The sequence below is a fragment of the Bradyrhizobium sp. Arg816 genome (assembly GCF_029989365.1).
In the GTDB taxonomy this organism is placed as follows: Bacteria; Pseudomonadota; Alphaproteobacteria; order Rhizobiales; family Xanthobacteraceae; genus Bradyrhizobium.
Genome location: NZ_JAPRAQ010000013.1, coordinates 1 through 17259, shown reverse-complemented (window position 1 = coordinate 17259; position 17259 = coordinate 1). Strand labels below are relative to the sequence as shown.

The 17259-nt window shown below is 57.7% G+C and carries 21 protein-coding genes; 10 read left to right on the top strand and 11 right to left on the bottom strand.

Annotation, left to right across the window (positions count from 1 at the left end):
- The first annotated feature begins 488 nt into the window (after positions 1–488).
- From OWC48_RS27900 to OWC48_RS27890, 3 genes are all read left to right on the top strand, one after another.
- Positions 489–635 (top strand): hypothetical protein, encoded by a 147-nt coding sequence (locus OWC48_RS27900; protein WP_282522864.1) that lies wholly within the window; start codon positions 489–491, stop codon positions 633–635.
- Between the two features lie 67 nt (positions 636–702).
- Positions 703–1668, top strand: coding sequence for an STM4504/CBY_0614 family protein (locus tag OWC48_RS27895; protein WP_282522863.1), 966 nt, complete (start codon positions 703–705; stop codon positions 1666–1668).
- Positions 1669–1685: 17 nt separating this feature from the next.
- The gene (locus tag OWC48_RS27890) at positions 1686–2075 is read left to right on the top strand and encodes a hypothetical protein (RefSeq protein ID WP_282522862.1); all 390 of its coding nucleotides are present in this window, start codon (positions 1686–1688) and stop codon (positions 2073–2075) included.
- A gap of 50 nt (positions 2076–2125) precedes the next feature.
- Here the strand turns inward: OWC48_RS27890 and OWC48_RS27885 are convergent, their stop codons facing one another.
- Together OWC48_RS27885 and OWC48_RS27880 are read right to left on the bottom strand one after the other, a co-directional pair.
- Positions 2126–2527, bottom strand: a complete 402-nt coding sequence (locus tag OWC48_RS27885; protein WP_282522861.1) for a hypothetical protein — start codon at positions 2525–2527, stop codon at positions 2126–2128.
- Between the two features lie 15 nt (positions 2528–2542).
- Positions 2543–3262 carry a hypothetical protein gene (locus OWC48_RS27880; protein ID WP_282522860.1) on the bottom strand — a complete coding sequence of 240 codons (720 nt, stop codon included), beginning with the start codon at positions 3260–3262 and terminating at the stop codon, positions 2543–2545.
- Positions 3263–3700: 438 nt separating this feature from the next.
- On the opposite strand from OWC48_RS27880, the gene OWC48_RS27875 reads away from it, so the two are divergent.
- The 5 genes from OWC48_RS27875 (at position 3701) to OWC48_RS27860 (ending at position 8591) form a co-directional block, all read left to right on the top strand.
- A complete protein-coding gene (locus OWC48_RS27875; RefSeq protein WP_282522859.1) occupies positions 3701–5341 on the top strand; it encodes a tetratricopeptide repeat protein in 1641 nt (546 codons plus the stop codon).
- 174 nt (positions 5342–5515) lie between these two features.
- A complete protein-coding gene (locus OWC48_RS47215; protein ID WP_368860676.1) occupies positions 5516–5743 on the top strand; it encodes an SH3 domain-containing protein in 228 nt (75 codons plus the stop codon).
- Between the two features lie 448 nt (positions 5744–6191).
- Positions 6192–6932, top strand: coding sequence for a hypothetical protein (locus OWC48_RS27870; RefSeq protein WP_282522858.1), 741 nt, complete (start codon positions 6192–6194; stop codon positions 6930–6932).
- 32 nt (positions 6933–6964) lie between these two features.
- Entirely contained in the window at positions 6965–7408 is a 444-nt protein-coding gene (locus OWC48_RS27865; protein WP_282522857.1) for a hypothetical protein, read from the top strand.
- A gap of 265 nt (positions 7409–7673) precedes the next feature.
- Complete coding sequence (locus tag OWC48_RS27860) at positions 7674–8591, top strand: hypothetical protein (RefSeq protein ID WP_282522856.1); 918 nt, start codon at positions 7674–7676, stop codon at positions 8589–8591.
- A 580-nt stretch (positions 8592–9171) separates the two neighbouring features.
- Here OWC48_RS27860 and OWC48_RS27855 read toward each other — a convergent pair.
- Together OWC48_RS27855 and OWC48_RS27850 are read right to left on the bottom strand one after the other, a co-directional pair.
- Positions 9172–9417, bottom strand: a complete 246-nt coding sequence (locus OWC48_RS27855; protein WP_282522855.1) for a hypothetical protein — start codon at positions 9415–9417, stop codon at positions 9172–9174.
- A gap of 13 nt (positions 9418–9430) precedes the next feature.
- A complete protein-coding gene (locus OWC48_RS27850; protein ID WP_282522854.1) occupies positions 9431–10093 on the bottom strand; it encodes a hypothetical protein in 663 nt (220 codons plus the stop codon).
- Between the two features lie 273 nt (positions 10094–10366).
- Between OWC48_RS27850 and OWC48_RS27845 the strand changes: the two genes are divergently transcribed.
- Positions 10367–10684 (top strand): hypothetical protein, encoded by a 318-nt coding sequence (locus OWC48_RS27845; RefSeq protein ID WP_282522853.1) that lies wholly within the window; start codon positions 10367–10369, stop codon positions 10682–10684.
- A 229-nt stretch (positions 10685–10913) separates the two neighbouring features.
- Here the strand turns inward: OWC48_RS27845 and OWC48_RS27840 are convergent, their stop codons facing one another.
- Both OWC48_RS27840 and OWC48_RS27835 read right to left on the bottom strand, forming a co-directional pair.
- Positions 10914–11114 (bottom strand): hypothetical protein, encoded by a 201-nt coding sequence (locus OWC48_RS27840; protein ID WP_282522852.1) that lies wholly within the window; start codon positions 11112–11114, stop codon positions 10914–10916.
- A gap of 757 nt (positions 11115–11871) precedes the next feature.
- Positions 11872–12801, bottom strand: a complete 930-nt coding sequence (locus OWC48_RS27835; RefSeq protein ID WP_282522851.1) for an AraC family transcriptional regulator — start codon at positions 12799–12801, stop codon at positions 11872–11874.
- A gap of 302 nt (positions 12802–13103) precedes the next feature.
- Between OWC48_RS27835 and OWC48_RS27830 the strand changes: the two genes are divergently transcribed.
- Positions 13104–13553, top strand: a complete 450-nt coding sequence (locus OWC48_RS27830; protein ID WP_282522850.1) for a DUF308 domain-containing protein — start codon at positions 13104–13106, stop codon at positions 13551–13553.
- Between the two features lie 169 nt (positions 13554–13722).
- On the opposite strand, the gene OWC48_RS27825 is transcribed toward OWC48_RS27830, so the two are convergent.
- The 5 genes from OWC48_RS27825 to OWC48_RS27805 all read right to left on the bottom strand — a co-directional run.
- Positions 13723–14016 carry a hypothetical protein gene (locus tag OWC48_RS27825; RefSeq protein WP_282522849.1) on the bottom strand — a complete coding sequence of 98 codons (294 nt, stop codon included), beginning with the start codon at positions 14014–14016 and terminating at the stop codon, positions 13723–13725.
- Positions 14017–14018: 2 nt separating this feature from the next.
- Positions 14019–14516: a hypothetical protein gene (locus tag OWC48_RS27820; RefSeq protein ID WP_282522848.1), complete on the bottom strand. Its 498-nt coding sequence runs from the start codon at positions 14514–14516 to the stop codon at positions 14019–14021.
- A gap of 135 nt (positions 14517–14651) precedes the next feature.
- On the bottom strand, positions 14652–15122 hold the full coding sequence (locus tag OWC48_RS27815) for a hypothetical protein (protein WP_282522847.1): 471 nt from the start codon (positions 15120–15122) through the stop codon (positions 14652–14654).
- A 238-nt stretch (positions 15123–15360) separates the two neighbouring features.
- A complete protein-coding gene (locus tag OWC48_RS27810) occupies positions 15361–16704 on the bottom strand; it encodes a phage/plasmid primase, P4 family (RefSeq protein ID WP_282522846.1) in 1344 nt (447 codons plus the stop codon).
- The coding region (locus tag OWC48_RS27805) for a toprim domain-containing protein (RefSeq protein ID WP_282522845.1) at positions 16697–17259 on the bottom strand (563 nt) is incomplete at its 5' end. The genes OWC48_RS27805 and OWC48_RS27810, both read right to left, overlap by 8 nt.

Sequence of the window (17259 nt, the reverse complement as noted above, 5' to 3'; positions counted from 1 at the left end):
TCGTCATTACGTTCGGTCCGACGACTCCTGGCGGACGCGCCTTTGCGAGTCCTTTATGATCCGCCTCAACTCCGCGGCTACGCCATCCAACACCGCGCGCTTTTCCCTTCATCCGCTTGGAGTGATTGTCATGCGGCGGATGCGGCAGTTGCGTCAACCGGCGCGATGCCGGCGAATTCCGCGAGGGCGAGGGAGGCCAGAACGAACTCGGCTCCCGGGAGAGCACGGCATAAGCCGTCCAACCACTGCGCAGGGAAGGCGGCGGCGCAAAAAACATTGATAAATCAATGCATTGCATTTCGTGTGTCCTCCGCTGTGTCCCGATCCGCTAAGGCCTCCCGCGCAATACGGTGGCGCGGAATCCCCCGGTTTGATGTCGCTCCCTACCGGCGACACCTGTGAATAATCGGGACAACGGCCCTAACCCTCATATCGCTACTCTGCATTGTGTCACGGTAATCACTCGCGATTCGCAGAAAGGCAAAGCCGTGAACGATGACAACGAAGATTTCAGCTGGCGGGACACCGATGCCGTGGCTGTGCGCCAGCAGGACGCCATCGCCGTCTACAGTAATCCTGATGGTGACCTTGTGATCAGACGTCGCCGAGCATGGGATGAGGACGATGACGTCTGATAGCAGAGGCGCAAATTCGGATCGTCATTGAAGTTCTAAAGGAAGATCATAGCGGGCAGACGAAGTGATGGCAGTCTGGGAACTTTATTCTAAGCGACGAACGAAAGAACTCGGCCAGTTAGCCGACGTCTTTACTTACGATAGCATTCCGCGCGTTTTGCGAACGCAGGTGGTCCATATGTGGGACGAGGGCATAGGCGTTCCATATTACACGGGGGATGGGCCGGACGACGCAGAAAAGATTCAAGATACGTACTTGCAGATTACTCAAATTCTCCGCCGCGAATACGGATTGTTCAGGCTGTCTAACGCGAGGGACCCACGGAATCGCGAACACGCTAAGGATGACCTCGTTAACTGGTTCCTTGATGAGCAGGACAATGAGCGCGTCCTTGATGCAATTGAACTGACGTTCAGAATAATCGAGGCATACTGCGGGGAACGTGACTACCTCTATTACAGGAAAAATCGAGAAATTGCCGATGGCGTCGTGGAGGAGCTGAATACTAGATTTAAAGAGCATGGGGTAGGATATCAATTCACGGACGGCAAACTCGTAAGAGTCGATTCGCAGCTCATCCATATGGAAGCCGTTATCCCGGCTCTGGCCGTGCTGCGCGGGAAACACTTTGCTGGCGCGCAAGAGGAATTCTTGAGCGCGTTCGAGCACTATCGGCATGGGAAGAAGGAAGAAGCGCTAATAGACGCCTGCAAGTCCTTTGAGAGCACCATGAAAGCTATTTGCGATAAGCGGGGCTGGGCTTACGACAAGAACAGGGCAACGGCGTCCGATCTGGTGAATATCTGTCTCACACAAGGGCTGATCCCATCATTTTGGCAGGGCCACTTTTCTGCCCTTCGGACCGTTCTTCAGTCGGGCATTCCAACTGCACGGAATCGCCAAGCGGGCCATGGTTCGGGCACACAAGCTCGACCCGAGCCTCCTGATGAGCTTGTTGGTTATGTCCTCCACATGACGGCTTCAACAATCTTGTTTCTGTCTGAATCGGAAAGACGCTTAGCCGATCGATGATTTTCCGGACAAACCAAATGAAAAATGCAGTTCGTGCGGTGCTAGTTGTTTGTCTCGTTGCCGTTCAAATGCTTGCGCCAACACTTTCGGCTGCCGACGTGCTGAGGTGCAAAATCGCGGGCTACAATGAGGACATTTTTATCGTTACTTCGCCCGACACCAATCAAAACGACGGTCAGTACGCCCGGATCGGCATCTCGCCCGGCATCGGCAACAAAGCCTTTGTTGTCGCCGACCGCATCGGGGCTCACGTGTTCGTTGAGCTGAATACCGACGGCACGCCGATCGGGCTGCTTACGGTTCAGAAGAATATGCGCGCGATCAATCAAATCAGTCAATCGATTCCTCTGGCATGGTTTTGGCGCCATCCCAAGGTGCGGGCGTGTGTACTCGATGCGCGGGGCTAAGAGCCTGTTTGCCTTAGCGCAGCCTTCGACGCCGAGTTCATCGACGACGACTATTCCTTGACCCAAAACACTCTGACAGATTTTGGCTTTGGATTAGGAACGGTTGCTCCAAGATACCAGTCCCAGTTCTTGCCGCCGTCGTAGGAAATGATGGGCTTTGCTGTCTTGGTGTCGCTCCCATACTTCGGAGCGTTCTCACCAGCCACCAGCACACCATCAGCGTTGTAGACCTTCACGTGTGCCTTGTAGCTACACCCCTTATCACCGAGTGGTGCGTGTATAAAGTCGCAGTCGTTCGGCTTGGCATCGGTCTGAACGTCATCAAAGCCAACTCCATACTGGGTGGAGTACCAGAGCGAATTGCTCCAACCGTAATTGGAAAAAGCAAGAAAACCGCCCACCGCTACGGCCAAAAGCACCAAGCAGCCAAAACTATCATCAGACTGAGCCACTTCGCGCCCCCAGCTCTACGGTTCATCAGCAGCTTTGTAATTTGGCCTCGTCAATCCGTACTTTATTGCCCAAGCCGCGTTCACGATGCTGGTGGCATTTTTGTCATCTAGTGATTGGCCGAAGGCAATGTCGATTGTATGGATTATGTCTGCCCGATCCTTCTTGTTGAGTATGAGGTGATGGAGTTTACCGTCGGCTTCCACTCGTCCCTCATCCACCAGCGCAAGGAATAAGGGCTGCGACATTGTGAACATAGTCTTGTCGATTTGTTCGACCTGAGCCGTGAGTTCAGGTGCGCGAGCGGTCATTGCACCGTAGTTCACACCGGGAGCTGGACCACTGAGCATTGCTTTGGACATTTGTGTCATCTCTTCCACACCCGCCATTCGCTGGCTGTGGAACGACTTGAGCAAGTCCCTGAACTCCCCCCAGCGAATATCGAGGCCGATCCTGTCGAGGCGACTCGCGTTCTCTCGCATTTCAAACAGAGTGCGAGACCCGACCCTTATGCCTGTTGTTAGTCTGCCGACGGTTGAACTGTTCTCGGCAAGCTCCTCCTTTGCAGTTTCCTGCAAGCGGTAGAGGACTTCCATCTCCCGAATGAACTCACGAACAAGCGCGATACGGGCGGTCTTCTCGGTGATCCCTGGTGAACGCTCAGCCTGCGTCGCCTCTGTCACCGTGACACCAACGCACAGCAATGCCGCAACGCCTAACGCCAATAGAGATTTCATTAGCCTGCCCCCGAAAACGGCCCATTCGCCCCGCTCGCTTTGCTTGTGTCAAGCGCTCTCCGAAAGGTTATCCCCGCCTTGCAGGCTACCACTTCGGGCCGCTTTCGAAGGCTACGACTGGATCGGGGGGCATCGGCCGACGCCGTGCCGCTGCATCCGCAAGCGCGAGAGCAGCATCCCGACCCTGGGATCGACAGAAGCGCAACAACGGCACCGCGCACGCGGCTGCACTAGTGAACGGGCTCTTCCGCATGGTCAATCGCTACGTCGATGCCCGTCGTATGCGGCTCGCATTCGCACACAACCCGCTTTGCCCCGTTTTTGGAAACTCTCTTTTGACAACCGGCCGCTCAGGCTCGTATTCTCAATCTTGGGCTGAGTCAACGTAACCGAAGGAATTGGCACCCGACGAACGGGTGCACGCCGGGGGGCTGGCAAGTGCAATTAATTGAGAAGCTGCGCAATCAGATTGCGCAACCGTTCGGGCGGCTGAACATTGCTGCCCGATTTGCGGTCGTCATTCTAGCGTGTGTAATCATCGGCGGCCTGATTCTCTGGCTCTGCAATGAACTAGTCTACTATTACGTAGCGCGGACCTATGCGGAAGAACTCGCAGATGCGTACGACCTAAATACTGGGGTAACGCGAGCCATCCTTTGGGCCAGCTTTGCCGCCGTTGTAGTTCTTGCGGGCTATTCGTTTTCGTTCTCCAAGCAAAAGCGGCGGATAGGATACGCGGGCCTGCTCGCACTTATCCTCGGACATTCGCTGCTGCTGGGACGCATCGACACAAATTTCCGCAAGAATGGTGTTGCCGAGAAATGCTACGTGATGACGCGCACCAGCATCAAGACCCTCAACCGTGTCGGGATTGATTCGGAGACAGGTCGTGAGTGCCGTCCGCTAACGCCCCAGATCGTTGAGAAGATTGCAGAGTACAAACGGGGGCATCGGCCGACACAGATAACCTCGAGCGATCCAGCGTTTTTTGATCCGACGACTGGCGAGCCGGTCGTTTGGTATTTCAAGAGCAATCAGGGCCAAATCCAGTTGTTTGACCTCATGGGTTTTCATCCCCAGACTGGCGACGAACTGGTACCCGTCACCCGAGAGGTCGTCGAGGCGTGGAAACAACAGAATGCAAAGGTTGTTCGGCGTGTGCCGGTTGTCGTCCCGGACCCAGAGAAGTTTGGCTTTTTCGATCCGACAACGGGCGCTGCAAAAGTGTGGTACTGGCGCAACGAGGCCGGGCAGTATGAGTTCTACGATGGCCCCGGCTTTCACCCTCGATCAGGCGATCCATTCACAATCATCACCCGCGATGTGATTTCCGATTGGCGGCAACAACAGGAGGCGATCGCCGCGCGCAAGAAGGCGGAGCAGGAGCAAAGGGAAAAGGAGGCACGGGAACGTGCTGAACGCGAGGCTCAACAGGCCCGAGAAGCGGCCGAGCGTGATCGTCTAGCGAGGGAATCTGCTGCCGGTGAATTGCGGCAGCGTCAACAAAGTGGGGACGAGTGCGACCGCCTCGCCGCCAACCCAACTGACGCCAGGAGGACAGGCGCGGGCGTATCTTTTGACGCTTTGAAGCTCCAAGCTGATCAAGCGTACGATGCTTGTACCAAGGCCGTAGCGGTCTTTTCCACCGAGCTCCGCTATCAGTATCAGCTTGGCCGCGCCGCCCAATTCAAGGATAAGAAACAAGCATTCGATATCTTCTTCCGTCTCGTCCAGGCAAATTATCCTGCGGCGTTCGACAACCTAGGCGGAATGTATCTATGGGACCGCAAGGATGTGACTACAGCTATTACGCTACTTAAGCGTGGGAGCGCACTCGGTGATGCTGATTCAATGGTGAGCCTCGTCGATCTCATCGACAAAGGCCAGGTCGCAACGCCAAACCCGGAGCAGACCAAGTTGGCTCTGCTGCAGCGAGCTGCGGAGCTCGGGCATGCGGGGGCACAACGTGGCTATCAGCTTGAACTACAAAAGCTCAATCAAGAGCGCATCAATCAAGTGAACCAGCAACAAATGATGCAACTGTTCGGGGCCTTCGTTCAGGGGATTGCAAGGCGTTAACAATCCGGCAGAATCGCTTTGTTTTCTTTTCGCCGACTAATTATCTTTCTGCCTTGGAGAGGAAGCATAGCCTTGCGCGCCATCTATCGCCGTCGGATTCTAATTTTCATTCTCGCGGCCGCGGGCGAGATCTCTTGTAGTGCGTTTGCGTTCGCGGGAACGGCATCTTCTCCCATGCCGCCCGATGACCCATTAGCGTGCGTGGTGATCGATCCAACCTCGACGCCGTTGAATGTTCGAGCCACGCCCCAGGGGCAAATACTCTCGGCTATTTCTAATGGACAGCTTGTCCGCATTCTGGACGAGGCAAAAGACTCTCAAGGCAAGCGGTGGGCACATATAGCCGATGCTTACTCTCGGCCCGTGGGGTGGGTATTTAGGGAGTATCTCGCCTGCAAGTAGGACTGCGCCGACACCGAGATCACCCGGCGCCGGGTTTGAAGCAGTACTATTTGTGTGTTCCGTACTGGTTGCCGCTGCTAGGGTTCGAATAGGTGCCGCCCTTGTGAGACGATCCTGATCCTCTGACATATGAGCCGCCGTGACTGGAAGTGTGGGAACCTCCTCCGTAGGACACCCTGCCACCGCCGCCCCTAGCTTCAGCAAAGGTCGTTGAGCACAGAAGCGCCACCGCGAGTATCGCTACCTTTTTCAAATCAGTTCTCCCTAAATCGCCGCACAGATTTGGCGGCGGTTGTAGATGCTTAGAGCTAGGTGGCACCCGCAACACAAAACTCATTCGTGCACACACAACTATCGTCTATGTGCCGGTCACTACACAGCAGCGGTAGTTTCTATTGATCTCGCCCGCCGGTTGCGCTCTTATGCGCGCGGGTCTGGGGAATGAGTCATGCGTACTTGGGGGATCGTGGCGCTGTGCGCCGCGTTAGGCGGCTGCGTCACCAACGCTGAGACGGTTCAGTTTCGGCCATCCAATCCACAACAACAGGCGCTTATGCGAGATGGGCAGGCAGCCCTCGTGTCTCGGCAGAAGAGTTCGCTTGTCTTAGTTCGTCCCGCTTCACGACAAGTACGCGGGAACGGACGGCCCGTCTTCGTCGTTGCCATCAATAACCTGAGCAAGACCCCTGTAGATTTCCGGGTCGCTCAAGTCGAAGCAGCGCAGCACGTCGCCGGCTCCGACTACGGCATGCAGGTCGTCACCTATGAAATGCTAGTCCAAGAGGAAAAGAACCGGCAGGTAGCCGCGGCAGTCTTCACGGGCTTGGCCGCAGCAGGAAATGCCTACAGCGCGTCTCAGGCCGGTTACGGCCATTATACGACTCCAAAGGGTCAAACGGGCACATTCTATAGCCCGACCGCGGCGGCTATCGCGCAGAGCAACGCGACTGTGCAGAACGAGGCCATGATCGCTGCTACGGTTGAGACAGGCCAGCGCAACATGGCAGTCCTCGAACAATCAGTCATCAAGGACAACACGCTCATGCCTGGTGAGTGGTACGGCGGGCAATTGCATTTGGCGCCACCGGTCGCCAGCGAAGGTGGAAGGGCGAAGTCTTACACCATCGTCATAACTGTCGGCACCGATCGGCACGTCATCGACATCGCGCAAGGGCCGGCTGGGGTCTGACCAAACCCGGAACGTCGCCCGTGGGGGCTTGCATGGAATACGTCCGTTTTGCCGTGAAGTTCACCTCCTTTGCTCTGATCGCCCTATTAATCGGCGGATACGGTTATCTCGTCTACACGGGAGACATTCCGAAACCCGACGTCGATGCGATCGTGAGGCAGGTCGCCCCATCAATGACGACAGGCGGATCGGTGATAGTTGGGATTGCCATCGCTGTATGCGTTTTCCTGACTGCCATCGCGCCATTCATTTACGCTGCGCGTTCAGGTGACGCATTTACAATCATCGTCAGTATCGTTGCGCTCATCGTATGCTTCGTGATGCTGGCCTCTAGTAGGACGGTTGTCGATATGGTTCTCGCGGCCATCGTTTACTTCACGAGTGCACTGATATCTGTCGTCATGTACTCGACAAGACAGATCGTTGGGGCGCTCCGGGAAAGGGAAATGACACAGAGCATTTCGTTGCGAGGATGAATGAAATTGCGTGGATTGCGCGGATCGAGACAGTCATCCCGCTCGCAGCTCTGTAGATTCCCCACCTGATACTCCGAGACTTACGGCCAGACAATACAGCTCGGTAAGATCATGCTCTCCCGAAGTAACTGGCTTGACCTGCAAAAATGCCAATGGCCGAGGTTTCTTTCTATCGAGAAGGGCTCAGACACTCTTCTTAGAAAGGTTCGACTTCAAAACGGTATGCATTTTCCTGTGCTGCCAAATCGTGCAAGAATTGATCCGAATGAAAAATGTCAGCGTAAAATTCCTAGTAACACTCGCAATAGTGTTCCTCGTTCTTTGCTCTCACTCCGAAAGAGCTTTCGCACAATCGAAGGCCCTTGCTCAGTTGCACTTCGACGGCAAGGCACCCATTTCGATCAAGTACCGCGAGCTTACAATTTCAATAGACGGCGCATCATCTGCCGAGTCACCGGAATCGAAATATCCAGTTTTTCATCTATCATTCGGTGACGGGCGCCGCCTCGATGTAAAGCTGGGTGACCAACAGCCGGCCGACGAGCCAGAGGCTGATGCCCGCATATTTCAGCTCGACCGATCGTCGCCGTTTCCGCAAGTCGTGCTTACCTATTACTGGGCAGGGGCTCATTGCTGCACCGTGACTAAGATCGTCACGGTAGATAGCTCAAACAAAATGGTCGTGGTGGACGCCGAAACTCTCGATGGCAGCGGATACTTCTTTGATGATGTTGACGGCGGCGGGGACGTCGAACTCCTGTCCTTCGATAACTCCTTCTACTACGCCTTTGCTTCTTACGCTGAATCCATCGCACCAGTCAGAATAAGCCGGTTGCGGGGCACCGGCATTACTGACGCTACATTAGAGGAGTCCTATCGCACCATCCTCAAGAGAAGGCTCAGCGATATCGAGGCGATGGATCGCGACAGCCGAAAATCAAACGGTTACTGGGGCGGTTGGGTCGCAACAAAGACGCAACTGGGCCAGTTTACCGAAGCATGGCAAACGATGCTTGCATCGTACGACCGTGACTCCGATTGGTCGTTGCAGGAATGCTCGGACTACAGGGCCGTGGCTGAATGCCCAAAGGAGAGGCTAGGGACCTTACGTTCCCAGAAGCGCTCGCAAAACACCTTCAGAAACACGGATATATCAAAATCGGCGATATGCGCGAGGCCATAGTGTTGGCCCAGTCGGCGCAATACAACAAACCCCAGCAGCGACGAGACCCCTCTCTTGAGTCCTGTGTGAACGGTGAGGATGTGGTGAGACGCATCATCATTGGTCAACTTACAGGTAAACGGCCGGAACCAGGGCGCGAGTCGCCAGCGGTGACAGTGCGTGACTATACACTCGATGGCGTTAACGATCGAATTGGCAAAACAACGTGTTCAGCAACAGTTGAGATCGATTTACGCGCGTTCCTTTCAGAACTGGCTTCCAAGAACGAAATGCGTGCGGTGGCTCAGCTGAGCCAGTTCGCCGCTCGTAGGGGAGCCCGCGTCACCAGGCGTGTGACGTACACAGTACAGCCCACTGCTGAGTCCGGTCGCATCTGGGTCAACGTCATTCGATAGCGCATCATTCCGTTGCCCAAAGACGGCCTCGACATCAGGATTGACGCCGAGGCCGCCAAAGCGAAATTCGGGTTACATCCGCCCGAGTCCGCTTGAGAAGAGGCATTCAACCCCATGCCCGAAAGAAGGTGCTCTGGCCTCCTGATGCCGATTCCTCGCCCCCCGATTCAATGCGCGCGATTGGGTTACCGCGTTTCGAGCCCAAACCGATTACGCCGCGCGAGAACGACTTTCTGCGACAACTCGTACTTCAGTTGACGCACCATCATCCGCGCCCGCGTAGCCTCGGCGACGCTGCGAGGAGCGGCAGTAGGCATTTTGCCGACGATCAGTCGGACGACGCTGTCAGGCACTTCTTCGGGGCTACCGAACCAACCATCGATTCTGTGCAGCGTGCGGAAAGGCTCGGCGCCGGGTGGACAAAATTTCAAATCATCCTCCTTTCTAGGTCCGAACGTAGCCCTTGAAGGCGGGCTTAGGTTTCACGGTGCGATACGCGAAATGCGGCTCAGTGGCAGCCTGAGCCGGCGCCGGGACGTGCTGATCCTCGCCCCGCGGCAGGGTCGCTGGCGCCGTGCCGGCGATCACAGCGTCCGCGTGAGCACGAAGCAGCGTAGTAACCAACTCCAGAGCGGAAGGAACTTCCGCGCGACACGTCGCCACGAACTTATCGAGGCCGAGTGCGTCAAACACGAGCGGCACGGCGCGCGCGGTATGCTCGGACAGGCGAACCGCTGTCTCGTTGAACTCGGTACCGACCTCCGTCAGCTTGCCAATCAGGCGATCGATCTCCGCTGCGGTTTCCGCCCGCAACTTCTTGTCGGCGGCCTCCTCCTTGGCGCGTTCCAGATCAGCCAACCGCTGGTTCATCTCCGTCAATGCCGTCTTGAGGGTCGTGGCGCGATCCTGAGCGGCGCGCAGCGAAGCCTCCGCGGCATCAAGGCCGGCATCGTCGCCGCTGAGGGCGCTTTCCTTGGCCGCGGCAGCGTTCCGGGCGATGGTTTGATCACAGTCGGCCAGCTTCATGGAGAGCCGGTCACGGTTGGCGGTTGCGGAATCGATGTCACGCTGGATGGTTTTGTCGGGATTGGATTTGAAGATCGCCACTCGTTGCTCCTGTCGTTTCACGACCAGTTTACGCAATGACGAGACAGGTTCGCATTAGCCGCAATCCAACGAAATCCAATGAGCGCGTCCGCTGTTCAGCCGGAAGCAGTCATCGGGCATAGGGCTGCGATTGGCCAGGATGGGCCAATAGGCGTCATCGAGCACAGCCCACCTTGTGCGGTAAGCGCACCCACTAAAGATTGCGATTGGAACTAGGAAAGGTTGGGAAGTTCATGCGTTTATCGGACCGGGGCAACGCGATGGAGGAGACGTATGCGAACAGCAATTCTCGCGATGATTGTAGTTGCCGGAAGCGCGATTACCTTCCATGCAATGGCACAGGAGCAAAAGGCCGCGCCCAGTCCGCAAACCAAGGATGAGATGCACGGTGATGTCGATAAAGGGCTCAAGACGAGCGAGCCCAACGAGCAGATGCAGCGTGATGCGGACAAAGGGATCAAGACACGCAACTCCGGAGCGTCCGGATACGTGGCCGATCAAGAGAAGCCGGGCGCTTCTGCGCATTCCCCGGGCCAACCGGGAGGGGAGCAGACCACCGGTTCGGGTAGCCCGACCGGCGCACCCAAATAGAGCGTTCGCGATGAGGCCGCCCACTGAGGCGGCCTTTACTTGTTAGGCGTTCCGCCATTCATTTGCGGTGGACCGTCCTCTTGCTCGAAGGCGGCCGCCAGCATTGTCCATTGGGCAGCAAGCTCAAGCCACGCCTCTTCGCCGGACGCACTTCGCTCATTCGTTGCATTCAAGCGGCATTGTTCCGCTCTCTTGCGGCACTTGTCGGCCCGCGATTGTCCCACTGTGCTTAGGTCGGCGGCCTGAGGCCGGGCGAGTTTAGCCACTCGGTCACGTGCGCGGCAGTTTCATCCTGCCGAGCCCTTCGCAGCAGCGCCTCCCGCTCGTAACCTGGTGGAAGGGTTGCGGCCGTCGCGCGCAATTCCTTGGCTTCTTCAGCAAGGCGCTCTTCGAGGGATTTGGTGTGCTTAATGCGGCGTCGGTGCTGCACGGCGCTGCTCCTTTCCATGAGAGGAAGGCGGGAGCGCTACCGGCGTTCTCATCACCGATAAAAGCCACGATCCGGTCGGCGATGGTTGCTAACGTGCCACCAATGAAAGGGTTGCTCCAGTTAATTCGGAACTGGCCTGCTACGATCTTGTGCGCTGCCGCTCATCCGGGAAATGGCAGCAATACATACATGTTCGAGGGTGACCCCCGTCCGCATCACCCGCGCCGTGGCGTCGAGAGTACTGCGGCAGCCTTCGAATCGGGTTCGTGGACAGGTCGGCAATCGGTCAGGTTCCATGGGCACAACCTTGTCTCACAGCGACAGTCGACAATGGTGTCCGATAGTGTTGCAAAAATCGTAAGTTGCAACGGCCCAAATGTTTGGCGAAAACCTGAAGCGCAAAGAGGTCGATGATTCGCATCGCCTCAGTCGCGCTACCGAAGTCGCCCATGAATTTCGCGCAAGGCGATGAGGTCCCTCGGATCATTATACGAAGAACGCGCCGACGGTCCTCAGAATTTTTGACATCTCCTGCAAAACGATTTTTGCAACACAATCGGTCATAAGCGGCAGTCGAGGCAAAGGCGGCCCCGCGTCAGGTTCGCAGCCGATCGCCGACATCCGAATTGGCTCCGCGTTGTTCAGCTAAGGGCCAGATGCGGAAGTTCCTATACTCTTAGGCTTCGTCTGCGGCATCCGACACAAACTGCTGCCGACTTGAGGACGACGGCGGAGACTACGCGGTTTATCGACCATTCTAGGCATTTTCCTTGCGCCACTTCCCCGGGCTAATGCCGATGTGCCGCCTGAAGACCCTGGCGAAATGGCTCTGATCCGCGAAGCCGCAATCTATGGCAATTTCCGAAAGCGACGCCTCGCGGCCCGCGAGCATGGTGAGGGCCTTTTCGACGCGGCGCTCTTGCAGCCAGTGGTGGGGAGGAACCTGCGCTGATTGCCGAAAGGCCCGCGCAAAATGCGAGACTGTCAATCCGCACTCCTCCGCGAGCCGCTTCAGTGTAACGTCGGAGCTAAGGCTCGCCGACATCAGTTCCTTAGCGCGCCGCTCCTGCCAAGAGGCCAGCCCACCCTTCGCGTGTGCTCGCGTCGCCCCCGGCGCGCCATAGCGCTCGACGACGTGAGAGCCCACCGCGTGAAGAATGTGGTCGAGGAACAATCCATCAACGCGATGATCTCGCTCAAGTGCAAGGAGCAGCGCCGAACCGAGATTACGGATGATCGCATCGTCGTAGCTCGAGCCGAAGGTATATTGAAGCTCACCATCAAACCGCACACACTTTTGCTGCGCTATGTCGATGAGCACCGCTCGGGGTAAGTAGAACGGAAGAATGTTGTACCCTGTCCGATGAAAGCCGCGAGGGTCGCGGCGAAGGTCAAATAGCCCCGTCGTGCCGGCCTTGAACGGTTCTGCTTTGACTGAATGACCGTCTTGCCACAGCTCGAGGTCCGGCAAACTCTCGATCATTAGGCAGACGTGATAGGCCTCATCACGGGCGACCGAATGGCTGGGCGCTGACATTGGCGCGTGAGACCTGATCTGGGTCACCGCCAGCACGTCGTGCTTGCGCGTGCGAGAGACGTGGGACCTTGGCTCTCTCTGATGGAAGCGCTCCGCCAGATAGTCTCCATAAGCGCGATGCCGGTCTACGGCTTCCAGGTTCACACCCATAGCCCAACCTCACTCCTGCCTCTTCCCTGTAATTTGCTCTTTCGTCGGAAAGTCGACAACGGAAACTATCGAAACTCATTGTTTCGGGATTTGCGCCGGGGCCAAGTCAGAAGAGGCGTGCGGACCGCTGAAGCCCGCTGGTTCAATCCGCATAACGAGCATGGCCTCCTGATGAATTGAGAGAAACACGTCCCAAACAAGCATGGTCGTACAAGTAGCTTGGCGCGCGTGACCCTATCCATCGGTCACGTTCGCTGGTGCGGCGGTCGCTGCACGAAAGCAATTGATGGAGCATATGACCAATGACGAAGCTACCGATGCCACTTACCGACGATCAGTGTCTCGTGCTGTTGCGCGCAATCGTCTTTATCGGGTTTGGCGTTCTCGCATTCTTTTGGCGTGGTCCTACGCTGGTTACGCTGACCTTGCTGTGGGGAGCCCATGCCCTGATCGACGGGGTTATCGCCGTCTGGGCCGCTGTTAAGGCTTCCGAGGGCGAGACAGGTCCGCGCTTCTGGTTGGGCCTGAGCGGCGTCATGATCATCCTCGCCGCCATCACGACGTTTTCCTGCAGCGGCCAAACAACAATGGTGCTCTTAATGTATGAGCGATTTTGGCCGCGACCTGTCTTACGTCAACGCGGTGAGGCAACTCGGACAGTATACGCGGCAGCCCTGAAATGGGTGCCGTCGTCGGCACGACGAACCGTCCTGACCAACCAGTTGCTGGCTCTGGCGCATTTGGGTTTCTGAAGCGGAAAGGTCCGCTTCGGGTCAAAAGCGGCGGTCGCCCTAACGGGGCGCGATTTCCGGTGTACCTCCAAGAGCGGACAAGCCGACATGACTAGATTCTCCCGGTCCATGGTCTAGCAGTACAACGAGCGGCAAGTGTTCCTTCGCTACTCTCTATTGGAGCCAACATCTATCCCTGAGCCCCACCAAAGATACGCGCCTGTCGTGCCTTCAGGCTGGTCAAGTTAACCATCCAACGCCCGCCCTCGCGGCAGGCGTCGATCAGCCCGCGCTCGGCCCACAGACGTACCGTTTCGTAATTCAGACCACAGACCGCTGCCCCTCGCTTCAGCGGCGTCCACTGCGGCGGTGGCTGTTCGAGTTCCGCAACGCGCGCCCGCAGTTCTGCGATCGTCTGCTTCAAGGAAGTGACAACATCCTCATCGTCAGCGATGTCGCCCGATTCTCGCGTACCGGCGTCCATGGTCAAGCGCCTCCAATCGAACGCGCAGGGTCGCCGGCAATGGCGTCGAGAATCTTCCAGCACTCATCATGCGTCCACTCACACGGGCTCTCGAAGCGGCGCATCGCAACCCGGAAGTGCTGGTCACAGCGGAGGGAGGCACGAAGATCGTCTTCGCGAGCTAGGCGAGCGGCGGCTCGCATGGCGTCGTCCAGCTCGATCAAGAGGGCAATAAGACGGCGAGCATCCTGCCGGCGCTTCTTCAGATCAGCAATCACGTGGAGGGCTTCGCAGCCCTCATCGAATTCGCTGAAAGCAACATCCAAGCGGGTTTGATCGGCAGCCCGTGGCGCGCTATTGCGGCCGAGATGCTGATCGACTGCGTCAACAATCGTCTTCATCCGCCAACGTGGCTGCTTCTTCTCGTATCCATCCGGTGCCACGTAACGCAAGGCGCGCCGGACAGTCTGCCGGTCCAACTCCAGCATGTCGGCGGCGCCGAATGCCGAGATCAATTTCACGATGTTTACTCCTGTAGTTGTTGTAGCCTCGATCGCGGCTCATCCCAGGGGTTGCACTGCGCGGCTGCGCAACCCGCAGCCTGCCCCGGTCTGGGAAGGACCCAAACCGAGGCAGCCAAGCCGTAGTTAGTGGCCTCACATGAGTCGGGCGGCTTCAGTTCCATGTGGCATGGTGTGCAACAGGCTCTCCATCGCACCGTTCGTCGTGCTCGACGCAACCTTCGACGCGGCGCGCTTCACCTTGTGGATGGTGACGGATTTCGGGACCTCCAGTCGATAGCTCCCGCCGTCGGAACGGAAGAAGCCGAGCTGGACCATCATGGCAAATGCCGTGCTGAAGACCTCGGTCTCATCGAAATCGACGACCAGGAAGGGATTCTCTGGATAGGAGGGGAACGGCGCGGCGCTCAGAACCTTAAGTGCAGCGCGTTGGAACGGATCAAAATGCCGAGACAGCGTGGAAGCCGAATTCCGAAAGACGCGATCGTGCAACTTTTCGGACCAGAAGCTCTGCGCTCGTGCCACCATCAGAAGCCATGAGCCTATGAAGCTGCAATCGCACACGCCAGGCATTTCGATCAAGATTTGTGAATCGGTAGTTCGCATTTCAATCCTCACTCGTGATTGGGACCTGTGTGAGCCCGCCGTGATGTGTCCCTTCACCATCGCGGGGCGCGGCGGGAAATTCCGCCGCGATTGGCCTTATCCATGAGAGGTGCGAGAGCTCTGACGCCACTGACGCTGCTGACGCCATTTTCGGTTTGAGGCCCCACGCGCGCGCGTAAGCGACTAATCCGGAAAATGCGTCAACGCCGTCAGTGCCGTCATCATCCTTCCTCATGGGCTACTCCCATTCCTGCTTCGGCCGCAGGCGAATCCCGAAGAACTCCCTTGCCTTCGCGCCCCGGTAAAACTTGAACCCGGCCGCCGTCAGATTGTCCTTGAAGGTCGAGGACGTGCCCGGTTTATTTCCCGCCGCCTTGGCGTAGTCGGACCAAGACTTGAACAGGACACTGCTGGCCTCCGAGATGTCCATATTGCCCGGTTCGCAGATGCATTCCTCTTCGAGCCAATGCCGGAACAGATCCTGATCGCTGAAATACTCCGCCGTGGCCTCGACGACGCACTTCGGGCGGACCAACCCGTGCTGCTGCCAGTCGAGGCAACCCTCGATCATCCATTGCAGGATTCCGGGCGCCTCCTGCATCAGCTTCTGCTCAAGGTCTCGATCCGGCGTGGCCGGCTTAAGGATGAACGGCACGATGTTGAATCGGCGCTTGGCTGCATCATCAACGTTATGCAGGCCCGGCTTGTGGTTGCCGATCACGATCAGCTTGAACGTCGGCGCGTAGGTGAAGAAGTCGCGCCGCATGAAGCGCGCGGTGATCGGATCGCCACCGGTCAGCGCCTTGATGCGTGCTTCGGCCCATGCGCGGCCCTCTTCGGTCTCGCTCGCGGTGACAAGCCGCGCTCCAGCCAGCATCGCAAGTTCGGTCGGGTGCTTGTCGCTTTTTGATGCCGTGAACGTTTCCATCGCCGACGTGACGGAGTAGTGCTTCAGAATCGAGGTGACCGTATTCAGGAAGACAGACTTGCCGTTGCCGCCGGGGCCGTAGACGAAGACCAGCGCGTGCTCGCGCGTAACGCCGGTCAGGCAGTACCCGCACCACTGCTGCAGAAACCGAATCAACTCGCCGTCGTCTCCAGTAGTTTCAACCAAGAAGCGAAGCCAACGCGGGCAACCGCTACCGTCCGGCGCTACCGAGGCGACCTTGGTGATGCCGTCCTCGCGCGAGGCAGGGCGCAGCACCCCGGTCCGCAGATCAACGGTGCCGCCCGGCGTACCCAGGAGCCAGGGGTCGCGATCCCAGAATTCCATGGTGACGGCGACGTTCGGATCGCACTTAGCGAACCGTTCCACGCCGCCAGCAAAGTTGGTGGCTTCGATCTTGTAACGCTTGCGGTCCTCCTCATTCTCGGCAAGCTGCCGCGCCAGCTCGCGTGCCGCGTGGAATGCAAGACTGGTGTGATTGATCTCCCAATAGGAACCATTCCATCGAAACCACTTGCCGTGAGAATGGCAGTGGCGGAGATCATCACCATGGAGCTGGACGAACTGCTGGGCGGCGTTGTCCTCGGTCACGATGTCATTCGGCATCAGCCGATGCACGGCGAAGGGCTTATTCATCGCCGCGCGCCTTCCAGCAGTCGTTGAAGTCGTTGCCGATCTTGGTCTCGACGATGTTGACCGGACGGCGTGCGCCGAGATAACGACGCGCGCATTCCTGGGTATCCCGCCGGCTCGTCGGGTCGTTCTCCTGCAGAATCGTCAACTCGTTCAGATTCGGCAGCACCGGGAAGGAGCGCACAGCACCGCTCGATCCCAGCGCCCATCCCGGAGTAAAGCCGGCAGCGCGCGCCGCCAGCACCGTCTCGACGCCTTCACCGATCGTGAGTTCCGAGGAGGACGCGGCGTCCACCTTGATGGCCGCGCCCTTGGCGATGCCAAGCATTTTCCGGTCGATCTTCTCGCCGGTGTATCGATTGAGGAAAGTGCGGTGAATGCCGGTCGGTTCGTTGCTAGTGATGTCGCGCAGCAAGCAGACCATCGCAGGGAGATACTTGCCGCCCTCATAGCGCAGGCCCGCATGAAAGCGGATCGCCGAGTACGCGACGCTCTCAGGCAGGTCCAGGCCGCGATGTTCGCGAAGGTAACGCTCAGCGAGCGTTCCGCGCGGATCGA

Coding starts and splice junctions, on each gene's coding strand:
- OWC48_RS27895 (WP_282522863.1), top strand. CDS start 703: ATGGCAGTCTGGGAACTTTATTCTAAGCGACGAACGAAAGAACTCGGC.
- OWC48_RS27890 (WP_282522862.1), top strand. CDS start 1,686: ATGAAAAATGCAGTTCGTGCGGTGCTAGTTGTTTGTCTCGTTGCCGTT.
- OWC48_RS27880 (WP_282522860.1), bottom strand. CDS start 3,262: ATGAAATCTCTATTGGCGTTAGGCGTTGCGGCATTGCTGTGCGTTGGT.
- OWC48_RS47215 (WP_368860676.1), top strand. CDS start 5,516: ATGCCGCCCGATGACCCATTAGCGTGCGTGGTGATCGATCCAACCTCG.
- OWC48_RS27870 (WP_282522858.1), top strand. CDS start 6,192: ATGCGTACTTGGGGGATCGTGGCGCTGTGCGCCGCGTTAGGCGGCTGC.
- OWC48_RS27865 (WP_282522857.1), top strand. CDS start 6,965: ATGGAATACGTCCGTTTTGCCGTGAAGTTCACCTCCTTTGCTCTGATC.
- OWC48_RS27860 (WP_282522856.1), top strand. CDS start 7,674: ATGAAAAATGTCAGCGTAAAATTCCTAGTAACACTCGCAATAGTGTTC.
- OWC48_RS27845 (WP_282522853.1), top strand. CDS start 10,367: ATGCGAACAGCAATTCTCGCGATGATTGTAGTTGCCGGAAGCGCGATT.
- OWC48_RS27835 (WP_282522851.1), bottom strand. CDS start 12,801: ATGGGTGTGAACCTGGAAGCCGTAGACCGGCATCGCGCTTATGGAGAC.
- OWC48_RS27830 (WP_282522850.1), top strand. CDS start 13,104: ATGACGAAGCTACCGATGCCACTTACCGACGATCAGTGTCTCGTGCTG.
- OWC48_RS27825 (WP_282522849.1), bottom strand. CDS start 14,016: ATGGACGCCGGTACGCGAGAATCGGGCGACATCGCTGACGATGAGGAT.
- OWC48_RS27815 (WP_282522847.1), bottom strand. CDS start 15,122: ATGCGAACTACCGATTCACAAATCTTGATCGAAATGCCTGGCGTGTGC.
- OWC48_RS27810 (WP_282522846.1), bottom strand. CDS start 16,704: ATGAATAAGCCCTTCGCCGTGCATCGGCTGATGCCGAATGACATCGTG.